The sequence below is a fragment of the Ruegeria arenilitoris genome (assembly GCF_013030265.1).
GTDB lineage: Bacteria > Pseudomonadota > Alphaproteobacteria > Rhodobacterales > Rhodobacteraceae > Ruegeria > Ruegeria arenilitoris_E.
On record NZ_WPZQ01000008.1, the window covers coordinates 194,643 to 216,994 of the forward strand.

At 58.6% G+C, this 22,352-nt stretch carries 24 protein-coding genes and 2 riboswitches; of the genes, 21 read left to right on the forward strand and 3 right to left on the reverse strand.

Annotated features, from left to right (window positions below):
- Window positions 1-39: 39 nt before the first annotated feature.
- On the forward strand, window positions 40-579 hold the full coding sequence (locus GOX61_RS15795) for a GNAT family N-acetyltransferase (protein ID WP_170335244.1): 540 nt from the start codon (window positions 40-42) through the stop codon (window positions 577-579).
- 72 nt (window positions 580-651) lie between these two features.
- On the opposite strand, the gene GOX61_RS15800 is transcribed toward GOX61_RS15795, so the two are convergent.
- Window positions 652-1,599 carry an NAD(P)-dependent oxidoreductase gene (locus tag GOX61_RS15800; RefSeq protein WP_170335246.1) on the reverse strand — a complete coding sequence of 316 codons (948 nt, stop codon included), beginning with the start codon at window positions 1,597-1,599 and terminating at the stop codon, window positions 652-654.
- A 116-nt stretch (window positions 1,600-1,715) separates the two neighbouring features.
- Between GOX61_RS15800 and GOX61_RS15805 the strand changes: the two genes are divergently transcribed.
- From GOX61_RS15805 to cobJ, 8 genes are all read left to right on the forward strand, one after another.
- Entirely contained in the window at window positions 1,716-2,600 is an 885-nt protein-coding gene (locus GOX61_RS15805; RefSeq protein WP_170335248.1) for a LysR substrate-binding domain-containing protein, read from the forward strand.
- Between the two features lie 72 nt (window positions 2,601-2,672).
- Window positions 2,673-2,882: riboswitch (cobalamin riboswitch) on the forward strand.
- Between the two features lie 70 nt (window positions 2,883-2,952).
- A complete protein-coding gene (locus GOX61_RS15810; RefSeq protein ID WP_170335250.1) occupies window positions 2,953-3,342 on the forward strand; it encodes a DUF1636 family protein in 390 nt (129 codons plus the stop codon).
- Window positions 3,339-4,394 (forward strand): cobalamin biosynthesis protein CobW, encoded by a 1,056-nt coding sequence (gene cobW / locus GOX61_RS15815; RefSeq protein WP_170335252.1) that lies wholly within the window; start codon window positions 3,339-3,341, stop codon window positions 4,392-4,394. Before GOX61_RS15810 ends, cobW begins: the two co-directional genes overlap by 4 nt.
- A 3-nt stretch (window positions 4,395-4,397) precedes the next feature.
- Window positions 4,398-7,691: a cobaltochelatase subunit CobN gene (gene cobN / locus GOX61_RS15820; protein WP_170335254.1), complete on the forward strand. Its 3,294-nt coding sequence runs from the start codon at window positions 4,398-4,400 to the stop codon at window positions 7,689-7,691.
- Window positions 7,688-8,827 (forward strand): precorrin-3B synthase, encoded by a 1,140-nt coding sequence (gene cobG, locus GOX61_RS15825; protein ID WP_170335256.1) that lies wholly within the window; start codon window positions 7,688-7,690, stop codon window positions 8,825-8,827. The genes cobN and cobG overlap by 4 nt, the downstream gene beginning before the upstream one ends.
- Window positions 8,827-9,456, forward strand: a complete 630-nt coding sequence (locus GOX61_RS15830; RefSeq protein ID WP_170335258.1) for a precorrin-8X methylmutase — start codon at window positions 8,827-8,829, stop codon at window positions 9,454-9,456. The genes cobG and GOX61_RS15830 overlap by 1 nt, the downstream gene beginning before the upstream one ends.
- Window positions 9,453-10,181: a precorrin-2 C(20)-methyltransferase gene (locus GOX61_RS15835; protein ID WP_170335259.1), complete on the forward strand. Its 729-nt coding sequence runs from the start codon at window positions 9,453-9,455 to the stop codon at window positions 10,179-10,181. The genes GOX61_RS15830 and GOX61_RS15835 overlap by 4 nt, the downstream gene beginning before the upstream one ends.
- Window positions 10,178-10,930, forward strand: coding sequence for a precorrin-3B C(17)-methyltransferase (gene cobJ, locus GOX61_RS15840; protein ID WP_170335261.1), 753 nt, complete (start codon window positions 10,178-10,180; stop codon window positions 10,928-10,930). Before GOX61_RS15835 ends, cobJ begins: the two co-directional genes overlap by 4 nt.
- On the opposite strand, the gene GOX61_RS15845 is transcribed toward cobJ, so the two are convergent.
- Window positions 10,903-11,652 (reverse strand): cobalt-precorrin-6A reductase, encoded by a 750-nt coding sequence (locus GOX61_RS15845; RefSeq protein ID WP_170335263.1) that lies wholly within the window; start codon window positions 11,650-11,652, stop codon window positions 10,903-10,905. The genes cobJ and GOX61_RS15845 overlap by 28 nt on opposite strands.
- Here GOX61_RS15845 and cbiE point away from each other — a divergent pair.
- The 9 genes from cbiE (at window position 11,651) to GOX61_RS15890 (ending at window position 18,495) form a co-directional block, all read left to right on the forward strand.
- On the forward strand, window positions 11,651-12,850 hold the full coding sequence (gene cbiE, locus GOX61_RS15850; RefSeq protein WP_170335265.1) for a precorrin-6y C5,15-methyltransferase (decarboxylating) subunit CbiE: 1,200 nt from the start codon (window positions 11,651-11,653) through the stop codon (window positions 12,848-12,850). The two genes, GOX61_RS15845 and cbiE, sit on opposite strands and share 2 nt — an antisense overlap.
- A complete protein-coding gene (locus GOX61_RS15855; RefSeq protein WP_170335348.1) occupies window positions 12,847-13,215 on the forward strand; it encodes a cobalamin biosynthesis protein in 369 nt (122 codons plus the stop codon). The genes cbiE and GOX61_RS15855 overlap by 4 nt, the downstream gene beginning before the upstream one ends.
- Window positions 13,212-14,006, forward strand: a complete 795-nt coding sequence (gene cobM / locus GOX61_RS15860) for a precorrin-4 C(11)-methyltransferase (protein WP_170335267.1) — start codon at window positions 13,212-13,214, stop codon at window positions 14,004-14,006. The genes GOX61_RS15855 and cobM overlap by 4 nt, the downstream gene beginning before the upstream one ends.
- Complete coding sequence (locus tag GOX61_RS15865) at window positions 13,993-15,315, forward strand: cobyrinate a,c-diamide synthase (RefSeq protein WP_437436576.1); 1,323 nt, start codon at window positions 13,993-13,995, stop codon at window positions 15,313-15,315. Before cobM ends, GOX61_RS15865 begins: the two co-directional genes overlap by 14 nt.
- Entirely contained in the window at window positions 15,312-16,040 is a 729-nt protein-coding gene (cobA, locus tag GOX61_RS15870) for a uroporphyrinogen-III C-methyltransferase (protein ID WP_170335271.1), read from the forward strand. The genes GOX61_RS15865 and cobA overlap by 4 nt, the downstream gene beginning before the upstream one ends.
- Window positions 16,033-16,776, forward strand: a complete 744-nt coding sequence (cobF, locus tag GOX61_RS15875; RefSeq protein ID WP_170335273.1) for a precorrin-6A synthase (deacetylating) — start codon at window positions 16,033-16,035, stop codon at window positions 16,774-16,776. Before cobA ends, cobF begins: the two co-directional genes overlap by 8 nt.
- A 43-nt stretch (window positions 16,777-16,819) precedes the next feature.
- Window positions 16,820-17,026, forward strand: a riboswitch (cobalamin riboswitch).
- Between the two features lie 36 nt (window positions 17,027-17,062).
- Window positions 17,063-17,233, forward strand: a complete 171-nt coding sequence (locus GOX61_RS15880; protein WP_155151693.1) for a CbtB domain-containing protein — start codon at window positions 17,063-17,065, stop codon at window positions 17,231-17,233.
- A 4-nt stretch (window positions 17,234-17,237) separates the two neighbouring features.
- Window positions 17,238-17,936 carry a CbtA family protein gene (locus GOX61_RS15885; RefSeq protein WP_170335275.1) on the forward strand — a complete coding sequence of 233 codons (699 nt, stop codon included), beginning with the start codon at window positions 17,238-17,240 and terminating at the stop codon, window positions 17,934-17,936.
- 64 nt (window positions 17,937-18,000) lie between these two features.
- Window positions 18,001-18,495 (forward strand): hypothetical protein, encoded by a 495-nt coding sequence (locus tag GOX61_RS15890; RefSeq protein WP_170335277.1) that lies wholly within the window; start codon window positions 18,001-18,003, stop codon window positions 18,493-18,495.
- Here GOX61_RS15890 and GOX61_RS15895 read toward each other — a convergent pair.
- On the reverse strand, window positions 18,492-18,836 hold the full coding sequence (locus GOX61_RS15895; protein WP_170335278.1) for a DUF1636 family protein: 345 nt from the start codon (window positions 18,834-18,836) through the stop codon (window positions 18,492-18,494). The two genes, GOX61_RS15890 and GOX61_RS15895, sit on opposite strands and share 4 nt — an antisense overlap.
- 152 nt (window positions 18,837-18,988) lie before the next feature.
- On the opposite strand from GOX61_RS15895, the gene GOX61_RS15900 reads away from it, so the two are divergent.
- The 3 genes from GOX61_RS15900 to GOX61_RS15910 all read left to right on the forward strand — a co-directional run bounded on the left by GOX61_RS15900 (window position 18,989) and on the right by GOX61_RS15910 (window position 22,323).
- Window positions 18,989-19,453, forward strand: coding sequence for a DUF302 domain-containing protein (locus tag GOX61_RS15900; protein ID WP_170335280.1), 465 nt, complete (start codon window positions 18,989-18,991; stop codon window positions 19,451-19,453).
- 79 nt (window positions 19,454-19,532) lie between these two features.
- Window positions 19,533-21,152, forward strand: coding sequence for a thiamine pyrophosphate-binding protein (locus GOX61_RS15905; RefSeq protein WP_170335282.1), 1,620 nt, complete (start codon window positions 19,533-19,535; stop codon window positions 21,150-21,152).
- On the forward strand, window positions 21,139-22,323 hold the full coding sequence (locus tag GOX61_RS15910) for a CaiB/BaiF CoA transferase family protein (protein ID WP_170335283.1): 1,185 nt from the start codon (window positions 21,139-21,141) through the stop codon (window positions 22,321-22,323). Before GOX61_RS15905 ends, GOX61_RS15910 begins: the two co-directional genes overlap by 14 nt.
- Window positions 22,324-22,352: the final 29 nt, after the last annotated feature.

Consider the following 22,352-nt stretch of genomic DNA (forward strand, 5'->3'; position numbering starts at 1 on the left):
TTCCGGCTGAACCACTGACCGTCAGAATTGAGGTGCGACATGGACTACTCCCGCCATACCAGTGGCAGACACGACGAAATTATCGAGTTTTTCGGAGCTGTTTTCGCAGCCTTCGAAGGTGATGAGGAAGGTCAACTGATCGCAGGGCTGGTGAAAGACATTCTGGCAAAGACCAACCCTGGTGACATGTATGTCTTCACTGCCACAAATGGTGGCACTCTTACCGGGTGCATAATATTTACCCGCCTCAAGTATGAGCAGGATGACCGCACCGTATTCATGTTGTCCCCTGTGGCCGTTGCAACAGACCAGCAAGGGAAAGGCGTTGGACAAAAGCTCCTGACGTTCGGGCTGAGCGATCTGCGCGGGCGCGGCGTTGATGTGGTGATCACCTATGGCGATCCGAACTACTATTCCAAAGTTGGTTTTGAACAGATTACCGAGCAGCAAGCCCAGCCACCCATGAAGCTTCAATATCCCCACGGGTGGCTGGCACAGTCTCTTTCGGATCAGGACCTTGCGCCTTTGAAAGGGCCATCACAATGCGCCGAAGCGTTCAAAAACCCGGCTTATTGGTAGAACCCTCTCGACTATCATCCGATCACTAAATCGTAAGGCCGAAGCGCTCAGACCTATGTTGATCTATGCGCTCTAGCGCCCCTGAGGGATCACCTCGTACCCCGGTTCTTCCGGCTCATCATCCAGCATTTCGGTCGGGAAACCCGATGCGCGAATATCCAGTCCGGTGGCATCTTCCAGTCGTCTGATGATATTGGGCGACAGCTCGCGGTCACCATACCGGGCAATTCCGTCCTCGAAAATCTTGATCATCACCGGGTTCATCTCCAACGGCACCCCGGCACGATCTGCGACTTCCTGAAACAGCCCGATATCCTTTTTCACAAGATCCATTGTAAACGAGATATCACGTGATCCATTCAGGATGACCTGACTTTCGGTTTCATGCACAAATGAGGTTCCTGATGAGATCTTGATCGCCTCATAGGTCGTATTCAGATCCATCCCTGCAGCCTTGGCAGTGACCAGGGCTTCGGCACAGGTGATCAGGTTGGCGGTGGCCAGATAGTTGGTCAGCACCTTCAGAACCGAAGCAGATCCCAGTTCACCGGTATGCAGAATGCGGCGCCCCATGGTTGTCAGAAAGGGCAAAATCCGTTCAAATGTTGCGCGTTCACATCCGGCAAAAATCGAAATATTGCCCGTAGCTGCGCGATGGCATCCCCCGGAAACAGGGCAATCTACTGCGGCGCCACCGCGTTCGATCACCATGGCACCCAACCGTTTCACTTCGGCCTCATCAGTGGTGGACATCTCCATCCAGATCTTGCCCGGACCAACCTTTGGCAGCATTTCCTGCATCACGGCATCCGATGCCGCAGGGGATGGCAAGCAGGTGATAACCGCATCACAATCCCGCATCAGTTGCGCCGGACCTTCAGCAGCCTTGGCACCCTGCGCAACAAATTCAGCAACCAGATCCGGGTTCAGATCATGAACTGTCAAATCAACCCCGTTGCGCAGCAACGAACCCGAGAGCTTACCCCCCACATTCCCAAGACCGATAAATCCAACCTTCATTGCGAATCCTCCCTATGGGCTATGCCCGAACCGTTTTCACGCGGAGTATTCACCTTGATAACCCGCAAATGAAACGAATAATAATCGAGCTTATGGGCAAAAATTTTTGGTGATAAATGGATCGTCTACCAAACCCTTCCTGGCTGCGTAGTTTCGAAGCTGCCGCTCGGCATCTGAATTTCACTGCAACCGCGCAAGAGCTGGGTCTGACACAAACCGCGGTATCCCTGCATATCCGTTCATTGGAAGCCGAGTTGGGCCAACCTCTCTTCACTCGACAGGCAAGACGACTGGAATTGACCGAGCTTGGCCAATCCTATGCTTTGACTGTTCGGCGCGCTCTGTCTGACATAACCCTTTCGACCAACAGTTTGTTTGGCCCAGCGTCTCAGCAGACGCTGACCGTTCGTGCGGCAATTTCAACCATGACTTATTGGTTGGCTGCCGAACTACCTGAATTCACCAGCCAACATCCCGACATCCCTGTGCGATTGGTGACTCACATCTGGAATGACACCATGGGTTCCAGCGATGTGGATATCGATATTCGTCTGGGCTATGGCGACTGGCCGGGGCTCAGGGCAGAGAAACTTTCGGATGAATTCCTTGTTCCGGTTTGCAGATCCGGCACCACAGCGCCTAGCAAGGCAGAATTCCGTGAAAGTCCTCTGATCCATATCCTTGGATATGAAGACAACTGGGCACGATACTTTGAAGCGCATGGCATTCACCAGCCTGAACTTCAGTCTCAATATTCGGCGGATACAACGGTCACCGCGTTGCAACTTGTGATGGCGGGGGCTGGCTACGCCACAATCCTTGAACGCTTTGCCCGGAATGCGATTGCGCAGGGTGCGCCCCTGCAGATCGCCGGACCACCGATTCCCTTTGCTCAGTCCCATTACCTGATCCGCTCAGACGGCGCGACCCGCCCGACGGCCTCTGCCCGCCTCTTTGAGACCTGGTTGCAAGAACGGATCAAAGCGGATGCCGCTGACTGACCACTGCAAGTCGCTTTTCCATCTCGGCGATCTGAGAGCGCCTCCATTCGCTTGACAACGCCCCTTTGCTTGCCGCATGTCCCTTTCGTTGGTGTCTGTGCAAGCAGATGAAAAGGGAATGCATCAGCGGTATGGAATGCCGTCAAATGCAGCCGCCCCCGCGACCGTGACCGGAGAAGGTGCCCAAAGCCACTGGCCTGCAGGCCGGGAAGGCAGGACACCTGCCAGAGGATACCTCTGACATCCGCAAGCCGGGAGACCTGCCAACGCCCGAAGACCAGACCGGACGGGGTGTTCCGGTGTCGGGCCAAGGCCCGCGCATACCCCGTCCCCCGAAAACCGTGAAGGGGGGATGAGAGACGTGACCGAAACGACACCAGTTGAACTGCTGGTCTGCACAACCTGCCGGCGTGGCCTTCCTATCGAGGAAGATGACCAGCGCCCCGGCACATTATTGCATAAAGCGCTGACCGAGGCCGAGCTGCCAGATGGCATTGACCTTAAGGCCGTTGAGTGCCTTTCGAACTGCGATCAGGGGTGTTCGATCGTACTGCGTGGCGGACCGTCCCGCTGGACCTTTGTGTATGAGAACCTCAACGAAACCGACCACGTCGAGACCATCGTCGAAGGCGTCACCAAGTATCTCGCAACCGAAGACGGCCTTGTGACATGGCGCGAGCGACCTGAACATTTCCGCAAAAACTGTGCGGCCCGCATTCCCCCGATTGGAGCCCTGAAATGAGCAACCTCGAAAAACTTCCCGTTACTGTAATCACCGGCTTTCTGGGCTCGGGCAAAACCACACTGGTCAAGCACCTGATGCAGAACCCGCAGGGCAAACGTCTGGCCGTTGTCGTCAACGAGTTCGGTGACGTTGGCGTCGATGGTGACATCCTGAAATCCTGCGCCATTCCCGATTGCCCGGCGGAAAACATCATGGAACTGGCCAATGGCTGCATCTGCTGCACCGTGGCCGACGATTTCATTCCGACCATCGAAGCGCTGATGGCGCTGGAACCGCGCCCCGATCACATACTGATTGAAACCTCCGGACTCGCGCTGCCCAAGCCGCTGCTGAAGGCATTCGACTGGCCGGATATCCGTTCCAAGATCACCGTTGACGGCGTAATCGCTCTGGCCGATGCCGAGGCCGTGGCCGCAGGGCGCTTTGCTCCGAATGTCGAAGCCGTGGATGCACAGCGCTTGGCTGACGACTCGATCGACCACGAAACGCCTCTGTCCGAGGTGTTCGAGGACCAGATCTCCTGCGCCGACATTATCCTGCTGACCAAGCCCGATCTGGCCGGTCCCGAGGGTGTTGCCAAAGCCAAAGAGATCATCGCCGCCGAAGCTCCGCGCCCGCTGCCTGTGGTAGAAGTCGCCGAAGGCGCCGTAGACGTGCGCGTTGTTCTGGGACTCGAAGCCGCTGCCGAGGATGACATGGACGCCCGCCCAAGCCATCACGACGGACACCACGATCACGAGCATGACGATTTCGAAAGCATCATTGTTGAGCTGCCGGAACAGACCGACCCAGCCGATCTGGTTGCCAAAATCGAACGTCTGGCGACTGAGCTGAACATCCTGCGCGTCAAAGGCTATGCCGCCGTTCAGGGCAAACCGATGCGCCTTCTGGTGCAGGCAGTAGGCGCCCGCGTCCGTCACCAGTACGACCGCCCGTGGGAACCCGGCGAAGACCGCCGCTCGCGTCTGGTCGTGATTGCCGAGCATGACGACATCAAAGAGGCTGCGATCCGCGATATCCTAGTAGGTGTAGCCGAGGCTGCCGAGTAAGCCATGCACGTCGTCTTCCGCGAAAGCCACGGGTTAGAAGAAACTGAAACCCCAACCGATCTGGGCCAGAGCCCGGCGGATCTGGTGGTGCTGTCTTTCTCGGACAGCGACCTGGGTGCTTTTGCGGCAGGATGGCATCGCGGTGGCGGTGCCGAAGGGCGAATGCCAACGATGCGGCTGGCCAATCTGACGGCGTTGAAACACCCGCTGTCCGTCGACACCTATGTCGAGCAGACGCTTGAGGGGGCCAAAGGCATTCTGATCCGTCTGATCGGCGGTGTGCCCTACTGGTCCTATGGCCTGCAGCAAGTTCTTTCGCTGGCGCAGGACAAAGGCATTGCACTGGCCGTTCTGCCCGCGGACGGGCGCGAGGACACGCGGCTGGATGACTATTCGACCCTGCCTGTTTCGACCCTGCGGCGGCTGGCTCATCTGTGCGACACTGGTGGAGAAGTTGCCGCGCAAGCTGCCTTGGCTCAGATGGCTCTGGCCGCGGGGCTTTATGCCGGGCCGGTGATGGGTGCAAAAACCCTGCCAGAATGCGGAGCTTGGTGCCCCGATCGCGGCGTTATCCCGGCAGACAACGCCTTCTCAGGCGGCGCGAAGCGCATCCTTGTGAGCTTCTATCGGGCCTATCTGACCTCGGCGGACACTGCGCCGATCGCAGCCTTGATCCGCAGCTTACGAGACCGTGGTCTGGACGCGGTTGGGCTGTTCGCGCCATCTTTGAAAGCGCCCGCAGCCGCCGATTGGCTACGTGAACAAGTTGTTGCCCTGAACCCATCCGCAATCATCAATGCCACCTCATTCTCGGGCAAAGGCACGTCGGGGACATCCCCCTTGGACGCTGCTAATATGCCAGTGTTTCAGGTTGCTCTGGCGACCTCGCGCCGCAAAGCATGGGCTGAGGCGGAACGCGGCCTTTCGCCCGCCGACCTCGCCATGCATGTGGTTTTGCCCGAAGTGGATGGGCGCATCTCGGCAGGTATCGCTTCTTTCAAAGAGCCCGGCAAACGCGACCCGCACCTTGAGTATTCCCGCTTTGCCCACCGGGCGGAACCTGAACGGATCGAAGCAATCATCGACCGTGTGACCGGTTGGCTGAACCTGCACGACCGTCCCAAAGCAGATCAGGTGCCCGCTCTGGTGCTGTCCACATATCCCGGTAAGGACTGGCAGATGGCCCATGCGGTGGGCCTTGATGCACTGGCCTCGGCTGAGGCGATGTTGTCCGATTTGCAGGGTGAAGGCTATGACACTGCACCCGCAGAGCCGATTGCCGAAACTCTGCTGGACGCCCGCATATCGTGGCCGCTGCAGGATTACCGCACCGCACTTGCCCAGTTGCCAGAGCAATTACGTTCAGATCTGAAAACCGTCTGGGGCAACCCTGAAGATGACCCGGTATTCACCGATGGCGCGTTTCACTTCACTGCCGTGCGCCGGGGCAAAGCGCTGGTCGCGCTTCAGCCTGAACGCGGCACGCCTGAATTGCGCGATGACGATTACCATGACCTGTCGCGCACCCCGCGCCACAGCTACGTCGCATTCTATCTGTGGCTGCGCAAAAGCCTTGGTGCCGATGCGCTGATCCATATCGGCGCACATGGCACACTGGAATGGCTTCCGGGCAAGTCGGTCGCCCTTTCCGACGAGTGCTGGCCAGAAGTTCTGATCCGCGATCTTCCGGTGATCTATCCCTTCATCGTCAATGACCCTGGCGAGGCCGCGCAGGCCAAGCGCCGGATCGGGGCGGTCACGCTGGGCCATATCCCACCACCGATGAAGGAAAGTGGCACGCCGGATCGGATGGTTCGGCTTGAATCGCTGCTGGATGAGTTCTCGAACGCAGACGGGCTTGACCCTAAACGCCGAGACCGCTTGCAGGAAGATATCCGCGACGAGGCTCAGGCCATTGGGTTGGAAAGCGACCTTGGTCTGGATCAAGCTACCTGCACTGCCGAGGCAATCACCCGCATCGACCGATTTGTCTGCGACATCAAGGAAAGCCAGTTTGGCGACGGTTTGCACATCTTTGGCCGGGTGCCTGAGGTGACGGGCAATTTTGACCCTGCCCCCTCGGCCCATGCCGAACGCAGTGCCCTGATCGATGCACTGGCCGGGAAACGGATCGAAGCCGGACCGTCGGGCTCACCCTATCGCGGACGCTCGGATGTGCTGCCCACTGGGCGAAACCTCTACACAACTGACCCGCGTTCGGTTCCGACCCGTGCCGCATACACCCAAGGCGTGAAACTGGCCGAGGAACTGGTGCGCCGGCATCTGCAGGAAGAAGGCGATTATCCCAAAGGGTTGATCGTCGACCTGTGGGGTTCTGCCACGATGCGCACAGCTGGCGAGGAATTCGCCATGGCCCTGCACCTGCTGGGCGTGAAACCGGTCTGGGACAAGGGATCCGAGCGGGTTTCCGGCATCGAGGTGCTGCCGATTACCGATCTCAGCCGCCCGCGTTTGGATGTCACTCTGCGTGTTTCGGGCCTGTTCCGTGACGTGTTTCCAACCCTCTCGGCGCTTTATGGTCAGGCCGTTCGCGCTTTGTGCGAACGTGACGAAGCGCCCGACTGGAACCCCTATGCGGGGCAGGTTCCGGCAGCCCGAGTCTATGGCCCAGCGCCGGGCAGCTATGGCCTGAACATGACTCATCTATCCGAAACCTACACCGATGAGGCGCGCGAACAGGCCGGGCAGGCTTGGCTGGACGCCAGTTCGTTCGCGCTGGAAGGCGAGCATATCGCACAGGACAAAGACGGAATTACCCAGCGGGTCGCCAACGCTGACAGTTTCGTCCACCTGCAGGACCTGACTGAAACCGACCTTCTGTTGGCCAATGACTATGCCACCCATGAGGCCGGGTTTGCGGCTGCCAAGAAGATCACCGGCGGCACCGCGCAGCTGTATCATCTGGACAATACCAACCCCGAAAAGCCATGTGCGCGCACTCTGCCCGAGGAAATCAGCCGTGTGGTCCATGCCCGTGCTGCCAACCCGGGCTGGATTGCGGGGATGCAAAGGCACGGGTTTCGTGGTGCAGCCGAGATTGCGGCGACTCTGGATCACATGGCCTCGTTCGCGCATCTGTCTGGCACGGTCGCGCCCCATCTGTTCGACCTGTACCACGACGCCACTCTTGGCGACGCCGAGGTCGATGCCTTCCTGCAAGAGGCCAACCCTCAGGCGCATCAGGCGATGCAGGACCGTTTCCGTGCGCTGCTGGAGGCCGGGCTTTGGAATACACGCCGGAACTCAATCCGCGCTGATCTGGAGGGGCTGGGATGAGTGCCCGCTCCTCAAAACCTGTAGTCCAGGGTTGGTGCCCTGGCGCACACCGACCGATGATGTCAGGTGACGGGCTGGTGGTGCGGGTGCGTCCCCGGCTGGCGCGGCTTAGCGCAGCCCAGACCTTGGGACTTTGTGAATTGGCAGAGCGGTTCGGCAACGGCACCATCGACCTGACTAATCGCGCCAACCTGCAACTTCGGGGCGTCACCGAGGCGGATCATCGATCACTGTTGGCCGAACTAGCAGCGCTGGATCTGTTGGATGCCGAGCCGGGAATTGAGGTTCGTCGCAACATTCTGGTCTCGCCGCTCTATCAAGCCGACGATCTGACCACTCGATTGGCACACGAATTGATCGAAAGACTGGGAGAACTCCCCGCCCTGCCCGCAAAGTTTGGCTTTGCCATCGATACAGGGCCCAAGCGACAGCTGGCCGGAGATTCGGCTGATATTCGACTGGAGCTTGGAGAGGCCGGATTGATCCTGCGCGCTGACGGTTGCGAATCGGGCCGTTCCGTGACCGAGGGTGAGGCAATAGACCGATTGATCGAACTCGCTGTGTGGTTCTCGACGCATTTCACTCCCGAGACCCGCCGCATGGCACGCCTGATCTCATCCCGGCAGCTGCCGACTGAGTGGCTTGGTGATCATCCTTGCGCAATTGGTGAGCCGTTAGAGCCAGGCACATATCTACTTGGCCCCGTCTATGGCGCGCCGTTCGGTCAATTGCCGGCGAAACAGCTGTCTGATCTGATCGGCAAATCTGGTGCGCTTGCCATGCGCGTTACACCTTGGCGGATGTTCCTGCTGGAAGGTGGAGCAACGATATCTGCACCCGACTTCGTTACAGACGGCACTGACCCGCTGATGACTACCGACGCCTGCCCCGGCGCACCACTCTGCCCGCAGGCGGAAGTTGAGACCAGGGGTATCGCACGCGAGCTGGCGCAGCGTGTCAGCGGCAACCTGCATGTCTCGGGCTGCACGAAAGGATGTGCCCGTATGGGACCTGCGGATATCACACTGGTTGGTAGCGCAGGACGATTTGATCTTGTCAAACAGGGCCGCGCGGGGGATGAGCCCATCCAGCGCGGGCTAACCCCCGAAACACTTATGACCATGGACCTGACCTGATGCCCTATGAATACGAAACCGATGGCGCGGCGATCTACAAAGAGAGCTTTGCAACCATCCGGTCTGAAGCCGATCTGGCCCGGTTTGACGCCGACGAGGAGCAGGTTGCCGTTCGCATGATCCACGCGGCCGGCATGGTCGGGTTGGAAGAGTTCGTGCATTTTTCGCCTGACTTCGTCTCGACTGCCCGCACCGCGCTGGAAAACGGCGCGCCGATCCTGTGCGACGCCCGTATGGTCAGCGAAGGCGTGACACGGTTCCGACTGCCCGCTGACAACGAAGTTGTCTGCACTCTGCATGATGAACGTGTTCGTCCGCTGGCTGCTGAGATGAGCAACACCCGCTCGGCTGCGGCGCTGGAGCTTTGGCGTCCAAAACTGGAAGGTGCGCTGGTCGCGATCGGTAACGCGCCAACCGCGTTGTTCCATCTTCTGAACATGCTTGAAGACCCTGACTGCCCTCGCCCGGCGGCCATCATCGGTTGCCCGGTGGGATTTGTCGGCGCAGTAGAATCCAAAGACGCCCTGTGGGAAGCACAACCTGTTCCCTCGTGCATCGTCAAAGGCCGGTTGGGAGGCAGCGCCATCACTGTTGCAGCAGTCAACGCCATCGCGAGCCGCGCCGAATGAACGTGGGCAAGATATACGGCGTGGGTCTCGGCCCCGGCGATCCGGATCTGATGAGTGTCCGAGCCGATCGACTGTTGCGAAATGCCAAACATGTGGCGTTCTTCCGCAAACCGGGCCGCAGCGGTCAGGCACGCAATATCGTAAACGGGATGATCCCCGGCGATGCGATTGAATTTCCTATGGAATATCCGGTCACGACCGAGATCCCTCTGTCTGATCCTCGCTATAATGAACTGCTTGCCGAGTTTTACGAAGCGTGCACTGCGCATCTGAAAGCTCTGTCTGATCAGGGTGAAGATGTCGTTGTTCTGTGCGAAGGCGACCCATTCTTCTACGGCTCGTTCATGCATCTTTATTCCCGTCTGCGCGAACAAGCTCCGGTCGAGGTTGTTCCTGCAATCACCGGCATGTCTGGTGCATGGACTGCAACCGGAGATCCAATCACCTGGGGAGATGATGTGCTGACCGTTCTGGTTGGCACGCTGCCCGAGGAAGAGCTGACCAGTCGTATGGCGCAGACAGACGCGCTGGTGGTGATGAAGATCGGCCGCAACATCGACAAGGTCAAACGCTCATTGCAGGCCTCTGGATTGTACGACCGCGCCTGGATCGTTGAATATGCGCAGATGCCAAACCAAAGGGTCTGTAAACTTTCAGAGAATTGTGAAGGACTCACGCCCTATTTCTCGATCATCATTGTGCATGGGCAGGGACGACGGCCATGAGCGGATGGGTCAAGATCGCAGGCCTTGGTCCGGGTGACGAGGCACTTGTGACGCCAGAGGTTTCTGCGGCGCTCGCCGACGCTACGGATGTGGTTGGTTATATTCCTTACGTTGCGCGTGTGGCAGAACGCGAAGGACTGACCCTGCACGCAAGTGACAACCGGGTCGAGATTGACCGGTCTCAGCACGCTTTGCAAATGGCTGCGGAAGGTAAGCGCGTCGTTGTGGTCTCCTCGGGGGATCCGGGTGTTTTTGCGATGGCAGCGGCGGTATTCGAAGCGCTGGAGAATGGTCCGGACGAATGGCGTAAAATCCAAATTGATGTCCTTCCCGGCATCACCGCGATGCTCGCGGCCTCAGCCCGGGCCGGTGCTCCGATGGGCCATGATTTCTGCGCGATCAATCTGAGTGATAACCTCAAGCCGTGGTCACTGATCGAAAAGCGTCTGCGCCTTGCAGCGCAGGCCGATTTCTCGATGGCGTTCTACAACCCGCGCTCGAAGTCCCGCCCAGAGGGTTTTGTAAAGACGCTGGAAATCCTGCGCGAAGAATGCGAGCCGGAGCGGCTGATCCTGTTTGCGCGCGCCGTCTCTCGTGCTGATGAGGCAATCCGTATCTCGACATTGGCCGACGCAACACCTGACATGGCTGACATGCAGACCGTTGTGATTGTAGGTTCCTCCCGCACCCGCGTCATCGAAAGGGATGGCACCCCGATCGTCTACACCCCGAGGTTCACCCCGGAATGAGACAGCCAGTCCAGAACCTGTGCGACACTCGACAATTCCGTCCGCTGCGGCAGGGCGGGACGGTCGATCATAAGCACCGGCACGCCCAGCGCTCGCGCGGCATCCAGCTTGGCGCGCGCACCGGTGCCGCCTGCGTTCTTGGACACAACCAGCTCAGTTCCGTGCCGCTTCATCAGCGCAAGGTCATCGTCCAGCGAAAACGGTCCACGCGACACCACAACCTCGCAATTCGGCAGCGGCAATTCATTCGGCTCATCAACCAACCGCAGCAGGTAATGATGCTGAGGTTGGGTGGCAAAGTCCTCAAGGTGCATGCGACCAACAGCCAAAAACACGCGCTTGGCAGCTCCGTTCAGTGCAGCGACTGCAGCATCAATACTGGCAACGCGCTGCCATTGGTCCCCCTCCTGCTCAGCCCAGGCTGCACGCGTCAGGGCGGCCAGGCTCACACCAGCTTCACTGCAGGCCCTAAAGGCGTTGTGGCTCATCTGGGCTGCGAAGGGATGCGTCGCGTCAACGACATGGCTGATCCCATGATCACGTATATAGCGCACCAACCCCTCGGCACCGCCAAATCCACCAACGCGAACCGGCAGGGGTTGCGGACGCGGATTGTCTACCCTGCCCGCATAAGAATAGGTTGCTGTGATACCTTTTTCAGCCACCGCCGTGGACAACGCATTGGCCTCGGTGGTGCCACCAAGGATCAGGAGGTGGGACATGACTGATACTCCGTGGCTGACCGTTCTGGGGTTGGGTGAAGATGGACTGGATGGCCTGTCGCCCGCAAGCCGTCAAGTGCTGGAACGCGCCGAAGTCATCATGGGTCCACCCCGGCATCTATCATTGATCCCTGAATCAAATGCTGAGCGCATCGAATGGCCGGTTCCGTTTTCTGACGGCCTGCCGTTACTGAGCAAACAGACAGGGCGCAGGACGATTGTTTTGGCATCAGGCGATCCGTTCTGGTTCGGTGCAGGCTCAGTCATTGCGCGCCACTTCGAGCCGGGAGAATGGACGGCACTTCCTGGTCAATCGACCTTTTCACTGGCAGCCGCACGGCTTGGCTGGCCTTTGGAAGGCACGCTGACATTTGGATTGCATGCCGCCCCTCTGACCCGTTTACGACCCCATCTGGCCCCCAGTCTGCGTGCGATTATTTTGCTTCGCAACGGGGCTGCTGTTGCCGAGCTTGCAACATATCTGAACGAAACCGGATTTGCCGATACTTCGCTTCACGTAATGGAAGCGCTTGGCGGGCCGCGCGAACGCTCTCAGAGCATTTCGTTGACCGAAGCTCTGCTCGGATCGTTTGAGCATCCCGTCTGCGTTGGCCTTGAAGTTGCAGGCACCGGCCGTGCATTCCCCAAGGCTTCGGGAAAGCCGGATGATATCTTCGAAACCGACGGTCAGATCACCAAACGTCCAATACGCGCCCTGACCCTTTCGGCTTTGGCTCCACAACGGGGCGAGCATCTTTGGGATATCGGGGGAGGAACCGGATCAATCAGCATCGAATGGCTGATGTGCGACGCTACCCTGACCGCAACTTCGATTGAACCGCGCGAAGACCGCGCCGAACGCATTCGCAGAAATGCCGATACGTTGGGTCAGGATCGTCTCAACGTCGTGCATGGTACTGCACCGGACGGACTGTCAGGGCTGCCACTGCCCGATGTCGTTTTCATCGGCGGCGGTCTCAGCGAAGAGCTGCTGGTCTGGTTGCAGTCCAACCTCTCTATAGGCACGCGGCTGGTCGCCAATGCGGTTACACTGGAAAGCGAGGCGTTGCTGGCCAAGTGGCAAGACAAGCTTGGCGGTGAATTGCTGCGCATCGAACTGGCGCAGGCGTCAGCGCTTGGCCCCCGGCGTGGTTGGAAATCAGCCTACCCGGTTGTGCAGTGGAGCGTGACGTTATGATCGTCGCAGGACTTGGGTTTTCCTCAAACGCCACCGCAGAGAGCCTGCAGACGGCATTCAATCTCGCTACTGCCGATCATGCTGTGGAAGCTCTCGCAACAGTCGCGGACAAAGAGGGGCACGAAGCACTGACTGCCTTTGCAGAATCGTCCGCCCTGCCCCTGCATTTCATAGCTGCTGCCGAACTGGCGGGTCAGCGTACTCTCACCTGCTCGAACCGCAGTCGTGCCACCTATGGCACTGGCAGCGTGGCCGAAGCATCCGCTCTCGCCGCAGCCGGACCCGGTGCGCGGCTACTCTCACCCAGACAGATTTCGGACGATCGCCTTGCGACATGCGCGATCGCTATCGGAGGACAGATATGACCGTTCATTTCATCGGCGCCGGACCAGGTGCCGCCGACCTGCTGACCCTGCGCGGACGCGATATCATCGCATCCTGCCCGGTATGCCTTTATGCGGGCTCATTGGTGCCAGAGGAAATTCTGGGCCATTGCCCAGAAGGTGCAAAGATCGTGAACACCGCGCCAATGGATCTGGATCAGATCGTAGCCGAAATCAAAGCAGCTCACGAAGACGGACAGGACGTGGCGAGGTTGCATTCAGGCGACTTGTCGGTCTGGTCGGCCATGGGTGAACAGATCCGTCGGCTCAAGGCCGAAGGCATTCCGGTTAGCGTAACGCCAGGCGTGCCATCTTTTGCCGCCGCTGCCGCAGCACTTGGAACCGAGCTAACCCTTCCCGGGCTTGCTCAATCTGTCGTCCTGACCCGCACTCCCGGGCGTGCTTCGTCGATGCCCGAGGGCGAAACGCTGGAAAACTTTGCCCGCACTGGCGCAACATTGGCCATTCACCTGTCGATCGGCAATCTGGACAAGGTGATTTCAGATTTGGTGCCTGCCTATGGCTCTGACTGTCCGGTGGCTGTTGTCTATCGCGCCAGTTGGCCGGATGAGCAGATTATCCGCGCCACCCTGGCAACCCTGAAAGATGCGCTGGACGAGAGCATCTCTCGCACAGCATTGATCATGGTGGGGCCGGCGCTGGCTGGCGAGGGCTTTGACGAAAGCTGCCTGTACTCCAAAACCTATGACCGCCGCTATCGTCCGCAGAGCGCGGAAAGCCCGTGGTCAAGCTGGAGCCATGGTGATGACTAATCCTCCCGGAATTCTGATTTCGGCACCATCCTCAGGCACCGGAAAAACCACAGTGATGCTGGGTCTTTTGCGTGCTCTGGCCGAAGATGGACTGACGGTACAACCGTTCAAAAGCGGCCCGGATTACATCGATCCCGCTTTTCACAGGGCGGCGGCTGGCCGGGACTCGTTCAACCTGGATAGCTGGGCGATGGGTGAGCCATTGCTTAACGCGATCTCGGCGCAGTCAGAGGGCGCAGATATTGTCGTGGCCGAAGGTTCCATGGGACTATTTGATGGGGTCGCCAAGCCCGGAGAACTGGGCCACGGATCCAGCGCCGAAACAGCCCTGCGGATGGGATGGCCCGTGGTTTTGGTGCTGGACGTAGGCGGACAGGCACAATCGGCTGCCGCCACGGCGCTAGGATTTCGGATGTACAATCCGGATCTGCCCTTCGCCGGGGTGATCCTAAACCGTTGCGCGAGCCCGCGGCATGAACGCCTGACACGTCTAGGTATGGAGCGTGCGGGTCTGCCGGTGTTGGGTGTATTGCCGCGTCGGGGTGATCTAACTTTGCCAGAGCGGCACCTTGGATTGATACAAGCGGTCGAGCACCCTGATCTGGAAAGCGCGATTGCCGGATACGCGGCCTTTCTGCGTGAACATGTGGATCTGGATGCGATCAAGGAGGCTGCCTCCTCAGGCCCCAATGGGTCATCTCCGACCGCGCTGCCGCGCCCCCCGGCCCAAAGGATTGCGCTGGCCAGAGACGAAGCATTTTCCTTTACCTATCCGCACCTTCTCAAAGGTTGGCGTGCTGCGGGTGCTGAAATCCTGCCATTCTCGCCGTTGGCCAATGAAGCGCCTGCCGACGATGCAGATATTGTCTGGCTTCCAGGAGGTTATCCTGAATTGCATGCCGGCACTCTGGCAGCGGCTGACACTTTCCTTGCCGGTCTACGCAAGCACGCGGAAAACCGTCCAGTGCATGGTGAATGCGGTGGATACATGGCTTTGGGGGACGTGCTGATCGACAAGGAAGGTACGCCACACAAAATGGCGGGACTACTCGGTCTTGTGACCTCTTATGAGAAGCGCAAGTTCAACCTCGGGTATCGCAAAGCCGAGTTGTTGGCAAAGATGCCCGGTTTCGCGGTTGGTACAGCGCTTCGCGGGCACGAGTTCCATTATTCGTCTATTGTCGAACAGCCCGATGCCCCTCTTGCGCGAGTCTTTGACGCAGAAGGTGCGGAAGGACCGCAGACAGGATCAGTTCGGGGCAACGTCACCGGCACATTCTTTCATCTGATTGCAGAGGCCTCAGCATGAGCGGTTTCGTCTCGTTCATCGGCTCAGGCCCCGGAGATCCGGAACTGCTGACGCTCAAGGCCGTTGACCGGATGCAAAAGGCCGATGCGGTTTTGTTCGACGATCTCAGTAGCGGACCTATCCTTACCCACGCCCGTGAGGACGCAGATTTGGTGGGTGTAGGAAAGCGTGCTGGTCGCCCCTCACCCAAGCAGGATCATGTGAGCCGTCTGCTGGTCGACTATGCACAAACCGGTGCCCATGTCGTTCGCCTGAAATCAGGTGACGGAGGTATGTTCGGGCGGCTTGAAGAAGAACTGGTCGCGCTGAAGGCGGCGGGGATCGAGTATGAAATCATCCCCGGAATTCCATCTGCCGTCGCCGCCGCGGCAGCCGCAGGCATTCCGCTGACCCGCCGCCTGACAGCACGCCGTGTACAATTTGTCACCGGCCACGATGTCAGCGGCAAGCTGCCCGAAGATCTGAACCTGTCGGCGTTGGCGGATTCGGGGGCGACCACAGTTGTTTTCATGGGCAAACGCACTTTCCCGCTGCTTGTCGAGGCGCTGCATGCACACGGTTTGCCTTTGCACACGCCCGCGCTGATGGCAGAATCTGTCTCGACACCCGATCAGTCGCTGCACCGCTCGACCATCGGAGCGTTGTCGGAACGGCTGCAGTCTGAAATCGGAACAGCCCCGGCACTGATACTCTATGGACCGCTGGCGGAGTTCGATGATGTATGAACTGAGCCTGATAGGGATCGGTACAGGCAATCCGGATCACCTGACATTTCAGGGTGCGGAGGCAATTCGTGCAGCTGATCTGATCCTGATCCCGCGCAAGGGTGAGAACAAGGCAGATCTTGCCGGCTTACGTGAGAAGATCATTTCTCAAGTCACTGAAGCGGCTCCGCAAATCGCCTATTTCGACATCCCCAAGCGTAGGGCCGATGATGGCTATCTGCGTGGGGTGGATGAATGGCATGATGCAATCGCACTGCGCTGGCAGGAAGCGATCGCATCCCATCCTGACGCACAAAACGTGGCCCTACTGATCTGGGGCGACCCCTCACTTTATGACAGTTCGCTGCGAATCGCTGCGCGCCTCTCACCGCAACCGATCAAACGGGTGATTCCCGGTATCACCGCCCTGCAGGCTCTGACCGCAGCACATGGGATTCCGATCAACGATATCGGCGCACCCTATGTCGTTACAACCGGTCGCCGTATCCGGGACGAGGGTTGGCCTGAGGCTGCTTCAACCGTCGCAGTGATGCTGGACGGCGAATGTTCGTTCCAGAGCCTTGATATGGCAAATTATGACATCTGGTGGGGCGCTTACGTCGGTATGGAAGAAGAAATCCTGATCAACGGAACTTTGTCCGAAGTTTGTGATGAGATTCTCTCAACTCGTGCACAGGCACGAACCGATCATGGCTGGATCATGGACATCTACGTTCTGAAAAAGCGCGTGATTTGACCGAAAACGTCGCAAATGGCGATTGCGCAAACCTGCGCATCGCGGCTAAATGATCGGGTCTGGTCCTGCCGGAGAAATCCGGATGCTAAGAGGGAATGTGGTGCGACTTCGTCTGAGGTCAAAGCCAAAGCCGCCCCCGCGACTGTAAGCGGTGAGCCCCTGTTCAACCAGCCACTCCCGATTTCGGGGGGAAGGCGAACAGAGGCACCGACCCGCGAGCCAGGAGACCTGCCAGGCGAACGTAGAAACACCAGCCGTCGGGTGCGACGGCACTGGAGGACAAGAAATGACGACACAAACTCAAACAGCATCTGCTGCAAAGACAGGCTTTCTGCCGGTAATGTTCGCAGTGGTTCTGGGCCTGGGTATCATCACCCTGACCGGCCATGTTCAGGCATCTGGCTTGCATGACGCGGCACATGACGTGCGCCACGCAACCGGTTTCCCCTGCCACTAAGCAGATGTTCAGTCGCATTTTGACCAGCGCGTTGTTCGCTGGTGCTGCAGCGGGGCTGATTGCCGCCTTGCTGCAGCTTGTATTTGTGCAACCCGTTCTGTTACACGCCGAGCTCTATGAGTCCGGTGAACTGGTGCATTTCGGCGGAGAAGCTGTCACGGCCCATCCCGAGCTACCGGGCATGTTCTCTGAGCTGACACGCGACGCGCTGAGCGTCATCTTCACCATGCTCACCTATACTGGTTACGCACTGGTTCTGGTTGCCCTTATGTCTGTGGCCGAAGGTCAGGGTCACAAGATCGATGGTCGCACAGGTGTTCTGTGGGGTCTGGCGGGCTTTATCGCGGTTCACTTTGCTCCCGGCTTTAGCCTGGCACCCGAAGTTCCTGGCGTTGCTGCTGCAGATGTTTACGCACGGCAAATCTGGTGGTTCGCCACTGTCGCGGCTGCGGCGGTTGCCATGTGGCTGATTGCGTTTGGTGGCAACATCATCAGCTACGTGATTGCGGCAGCGTTGCTCGTTGCTCCACATCTGATCGGCGCACCTGAACCGGATGTCTTCACCGGACCGGTCCCAACCGAAATCGGTGCTCTGTTTGCCGCACGTGCCTTTGGCATCGGCCTTGTCGCATGGGTTCTGGTTGGCGCATTTGCCGGCTACTTCTGGCAAAGCGAAGGCAAACGCGCCGAAGCGGCAGCCTGATACCCCAATATGTCATCCCGCCGGGCCCCGCCCGGCGGGTTCTTTTTTGGCTCAAGGAACAGAAATGGCTCGCTCACTTGCCCTCTTTGCAATTGGTCTGGTCTTTGGCGGAGGCGCTGGTTTCGTTCTCGCCGCGGCCAATGGCGTCACATTTGACGGCCACGACCATGCGGACCCCAATCAACATGGCGGTTCTCATGCCGAAGCCATGGCGCATGATCATTCGACCGCCATCAACCTGCCTGCCGGTCAGGATGCGCCCGGTCTGGAAATTGCGGTAACGCAGGACCCAATGGCCGGATGGAACCTGCATGTCATGCCTCGGAACTTTCGGTTTGCGCCCGAAAACGCCTCTGCTGCGGACAATCCCGGTGAAGGTCATGCGCATGTCTATGTGAATGGTACGAAACTCGCGCGTCTTTACGGCAATTGGATGCACATCTCCGATCTGCCCAAGGGTGAGGTTGAGATTAAGGTATCGCTGAATGCCAACAGCCACAGCCCGCTGATGGTTGAAGACATACCAGTCAGCGCTTCGGTAACTGTACAAGTGGATTAGAGCGCCGGAATACGCGCCCGCAAACACAAGCGAAGCCGCCCACACGGTCGGGCGTCTTCGATCCAGCCTGCAGGGCTGTCCAGATACGCCCGACAAGTTGCAGCAATATCATCCGCATCTGCAACGATATCGATACCCGAAAAAACATATGACGCCATGCCTTCGCCCTGCAGGGCGATCGACGTTGGTTCGCTGCATCCACTGAAACAGGCGTGTTCTGCGATTTCGATCTCCGCCGCAAGGTCAATGCCGGTCAATGCCGCTTGTACGGCTTTCCGTTCGGCATCACGATCGCGCGTGCCGGAACAACTGGTGCAAATTAATAGCCGGGTCTGCGCCAAATACGTTTCACCTTAATCTTGAGTTCCGCTGTTTCTGAAGCTTTCAGCGCTGTGACACAAGTCCGTGGTCGCAATGAGCGCACGAGAATGTGAGTGCACCGGAAAGTTATATCTGGCATCAATCTCACACTCAAACCCTTGGAGGTTGCTTGATGAAATCGCTTTGGTCTGCGCTTTGTCTGTTCGCTCTGCCCGCATGGGCCGAGAATACGGAACCACTTTCTGGCTGGGCTGTCTATCCGACCGACAAGAGTTATCAGCAGCTCGTGCACGATACAAAAAGCGCCGTGAAAGAAAACGGTCTCATCGTGGTAACGCAGGCTGGACCGACCAAAGCGGCCGCTGCCCGGGGGATTACGATCCCCGGAAATCGCGTGATTGGTGTTTTCAACAATGACTATGCAGTTCGCGTTCTCGAGACTTCGACAGCGGCTATGATCGAAGCCCCGATCCGGTTCTATGTAACCGAGAATGACGACGGCACAGCCACCCTGTCCTACAAAACGCCCAGCTTTGTTTTTGCCCCATATGTCTATGAGGGTGGTGAGCCCTTGGCCGACATTGCCGAAGAATTGGACGATAAGTTTCAGGCCATTGCTGAAAGCGCAGTCAAATAGTCACACTGACGTGATGCGCCTTGCGTCCCGAGGCGTCCTCCGCAATCTGCTGCGTAACACGAATTTCGGAGCATGACTGATGCAGGACCTGTCCCCCCGCGCTGCTGATCTTTTGGCCCAAAGGCTGTATGAGGCCGGTTGCCGCCACGCATTTGGTATGCCCGGCGGTGAGGTACTGACACTGGTCGATGCTCTCGAACAGGCTGGAATCACCTTCCATCTGACCAAGCACGAAAACGCTGCGGGATTCATGGCCGAGGCCGTGCATCACCGCGATGGCGCACCCGCCATTCTGGTAGCAACACTTGGTCCCGGGGCGATGAACGGCATCAATGTGGTTGCGAATGCGCTGCAGGACCGGGTGCCGATGATTGTACTGACCGGCTGTGTCGATGCAGATGAAGCGCTGACCTACACGCATCAGGTCATGGATCACAGTCAGGTCTACCGGTCCATAACCAAGGGGACCTTTCTGCTGACCGCAGAAGGTGCTGACATCATCGCAGACAAAGCCGTATCACTGGCCAATCAACCCCGGCCCGGCCCGGTGCATATTGATGTGCCGATCTCGGTCGCTGACACCCGCATCAGCAACAGCAAACGCCGCCGCCTGGCAAAGCCCGCTGCCGTTGCGCCGGAGGGTGATTGTCTGGAAAAAGCCCGCCGTTGGGTGGCCAATGCCGAACGACCCCTCGCCATCATCGGTCTGGATGTTCTGTATGATGACTCTCGCAGTGTCGTATGCGCGTTTCTGGAACATTTCGGGATTCCGTTTGTGACCACTTACAAGGCCAAGGGGATCGTGCCTGAGGATAACCCGCTATGCCTAGGGGGCGCAGGGTTATCTCCGTTGGCCGACAAGCATCTGGTGCCTCTGGTTGAACAAGCCGACCTGATCCTCTGCTTGGGATACGATCCAATCGAGATGCGCCCCGGCTGGCGCGAGATTTGGGATCCCGTAGACAAACGCGTGATTGATATCTCTGCGGTGGTGAATGATCACTACATGCATCAGGCGGGTCTGAACCTGGTTGCTGACACCGCTGCCACACTCGAAGCCATCGCAAAAGGCAACCCGGCACGGGCGACATGGCCTGATGGAGAGCCGGAGCAGGTTAAAGAAGCGCTTAGCAAGGCTTTTCCAAGCGACGACGAATGGGGCCCTGCCGCGGTAATAGCCGAGACAAGGGATGTACTGCCCAAGGAAACGCTTGCCACCGCCGATAGCGGTGCGCACCGTATCCTGCTCAGCCAGATGTGGCAGTGCCACGAGGCGCGCGGGCTGATCCAATCGTCGGCCTTGTGCACGATGGGTTGTGCCGTTCCGATGGCAATTGGCCTCAAACTGGCCGAGCCGGATCGCCCGGTCATCAGCTTTTCAGGGGATGCGGGATTCCTGATGGTGGCCGGTGAGCTATCCACAGCCGCTGAGATGGGTGGAAACCCCATCTTCCTGGTTTTCGTCGACGCCAGCCTCGCGCTGATCGAATTGAAGCAACGACAGCGTCAAATGGGCAACCGTGGAGTAGATTTTGACCGTCACGATTTTGCCGCCATGGGACGCGCGTTCGGCGGGTACGGTCATACGGTCCGAAACCGGGAGGAACTGCGAATGGCATTGGATGCGGCTGTGAAAGCCGATCGCTTCACCGTCATCGCGGCGGAGATTGACCGTGGAGGGTATGATGGCCGGATCTGAGGGGCCACTGAAGGGCGTCAAGGTTCTGGACCTGTCCCGCATTCTGGCCGGTCCTACCTGCACACAATTGCTGGGTGATCTGGGTGCCAGCGTGATCAAAATTGAAAACCCGGCCACGGGCGGCGATGACACTCGCCAATGGGGTCCGCCTTATGTCGAGGATACCGACGGTAATCGTTCGGACCTTAGTGCCTATTTCATGGCCGCCAACCGCAACAAGAAATCCGTCGCGATTGACATCACGACCTCTGAGGGACAATCGGAAATTCGTCGATTGGCCTCGCACGCCGATATCCTGATCGAGAATTTCAAACCCGGCGGGTTGGCAAAATACGGTCTGGACTACGAGACCTTGTCAAAAGATCTACCGGGGCTCGTCTACTGTTCGATCTCAGGCTACGGACAAACCGGCCCCAACTCGGCCAAGCCGGGGTATGATCTCATGGCGCAGGGCTACGGCGGCATCATGTCACTGACCGGCGAGCCCGAAGGCGCACCTATGAAAGTAGGAGTTGGCATCGCGGATGTGATGTGCGGGATGTATGCCAGTGTTGGGATTCTGGCAGCCTTGCGCCACCGCGACCTGACCGGTGAAGGGCAACAGATCGATCTGGCCCTTGTCGATGCTCAGATTGCATGGCTCATCAACGAAGGCGTCAACTACCTGACATCTGGAAGCGTACCGCAGCGACGCGGGAACGGTCATCCGAACATAGTCCCTTACGACGTTTACGAAACTGCAGATGGGCACGTGATTTTGGCAGTCGGAAATGACAGCCAGTTCGGGCGTTTTTGTGGGTACATCGGGCTTCCGGAACTGGCCGACGACCCTCGCTTCGCCACCAATCCAGCACGACTGGAGAACCGGGACGCACTTAACGCCGTGCTGCGTCCGGCGATGCAAAAGGTTGATACGAGCTCGGCAATCAATGCGCTGGAGGAATTGAAAGTTCCCGTTGGACCGGTGCAGTCGCTGGATCAGGTTTTTGGCACCGAACAGGTTGCTGCAAGACAGATGCAGATCGCCATGCAGGCCGATCCGGGTAAGGTTCAACTGATCGGAAATCCACTCAAACTCTCACGCACGCCTGTAACATATCGCACTGCACCACCTGTGTTTGGTGCCGATACTCGGGCCGTTCTGGATGCCGAAAACCCATTTGAGGATTGAAACACTCTGATCATTTAGGCGGCATGTTG

Bases quoted from the DNA above. Each gene is read 5' to 3' on its own strand.
- GOX61_RS15795 (WP_170335244.1), top strand. From the start codon at position 40: ATGGACTACTCCCGCCATACCAGTGGCAGACACGACGAAATTATCGAG.
- GOX61_RS15800 (WP_170335246.1), bottom strand. From the start codon at position 1,599: ATGAAGGTTGGATTTATCGGTCTTGGGAATGTGGGGGGTAAGCTCTCG.
- GOX61_RS15805 (WP_170335248.1), top strand. From the start codon at position 1,716: ATGGATCGTCTACCAAACCCTTCCTGGCTGCGTAGTTTCGAAGCTGCC.
- GOX61_RS15810 (WP_170335250.1), top strand. From the start codon at position 2,953: ATGAGAGACGTGACCGAAACGACACCAGTTGAACTGCTGGTCTGCACA.
- cobW (WP_170335252.1), top strand. From the start codon at position 3,339: ATGAGCAACCTCGAAAAACTTCCCGTTACTGTAATCACCGGCTTTCTG.
- cobN (WP_170335254.1), top strand. From the start codon at position 4,398: ATGCACGTCGTCTTCCGCGAAAGCCACGGGTTAGAAGAAACTGAAACC.
- cobG (WP_170335256.1), top strand. From the start codon at position 7,688: ATGAGTGCCCGCTCCTCAAAACCTGTAGTCCAGGGTTGGTGCCCTGGC.
- GOX61_RS15830 (WP_170335258.1), top strand. From the start codon at position 8,827: ATGCCCTATGAATACGAAACCGATGGCGCGGCGATCTACAAAGAGAGC.
- GOX61_RS15835 (WP_170335259.1), top strand. From the start codon at position 9,453: ATGAACGTGGGCAAGATATACGGCGTGGGTCTCGGCCCCGGCGATCCG.
- cobJ (WP_170335261.1), top strand. From the start codon at position 10,178: ATGAGCGGATGGGTCAAGATCGCAGGCCTTGGTCCGGGTGACGAGGCA.
- cbiE (WP_170335265.1), top strand. From the start codon at position 11,651: ATGACTGATACTCCGTGGCTGACCGTTCTGGGGTTGGGTGAAGATGGA.
- GOX61_RS15845 (WP_170335263.1), bottom strand. From the start codon at position 11,652: ATGTCCCACCTCCTGATCCTTGGTGGCACCACCGAGGCCAATGCGTTG.
- GOX61_RS15855 (WP_170335348.1), top strand. From the start codon at position 12,847: ATGATCGTCGCAGGACTTGGGTTTTCCTCAAACGCCACCGCAGAGAGC.
- cobM (WP_170335267.1), top strand. From the start codon at position 13,212: ATGACCGTTCATTTCATCGGCGCCGGACCAGGTGCCGCCGACCTGCTG.
- GOX61_RS15865 (WP_437436576.1), top strand. From the start codon at position 13,993: ATGGTGATGACTAATCCTCCCGGAATTCTGATTTCGGCACCATCCTCA.
- cobA (WP_170335271.1), top strand. From the start codon at position 15,312: ATGAGCGGTTTCGTCTCGTTCATCGGCTCAGGCCCCGGAGATCCGGAA.
- cobF (WP_170335273.1), top strand. From the start codon at position 16,033: ATGTATGAACTGAGCCTGATAGGGATCGGTACAGGCAATCCGGATCAC.
- GOX61_RS15880 (WP_155151693.1), top strand. From the start codon at position 17,063: ATGACGACACAAACTCAAACAGCATCTGCTGCAAAGACAGGCTTTCTG.
- GOX61_RS15885 (WP_170335275.1), top strand. From the start codon at position 17,238: ATGTTCAGTCGCATTTTGACCAGCGCGTTGTTCGCTGGTGCTGCAGCG.
- GOX61_RS15890 (WP_170335277.1), top strand. From the start codon at position 18,001: ATGGCTCGCTCACTTGCCCTCTTTGCAATTGGTCTGGTCTTTGGCGGA.
- GOX61_RS15900 (WP_170335280.1), top strand. From the start codon at position 18,989: ATGAAATCGCTTTGGTCTGCGCTTTGTCTGTTCGCTCTGCCCGCATGG.
- GOX61_RS15905 (WP_170335282.1), top strand. From the start codon at position 19,533: ATGCAGGACCTGTCCCCCCGCGCTGCTGATCTTTTGGCCCAAAGGCTG.
- GOX61_RS15910 (WP_170335283.1), top strand. From the start codon at position 21,139: ATGGCCGGATCTGAGGGGCCACTGAAGGGCGTCAAGGTTCTGGACCTG.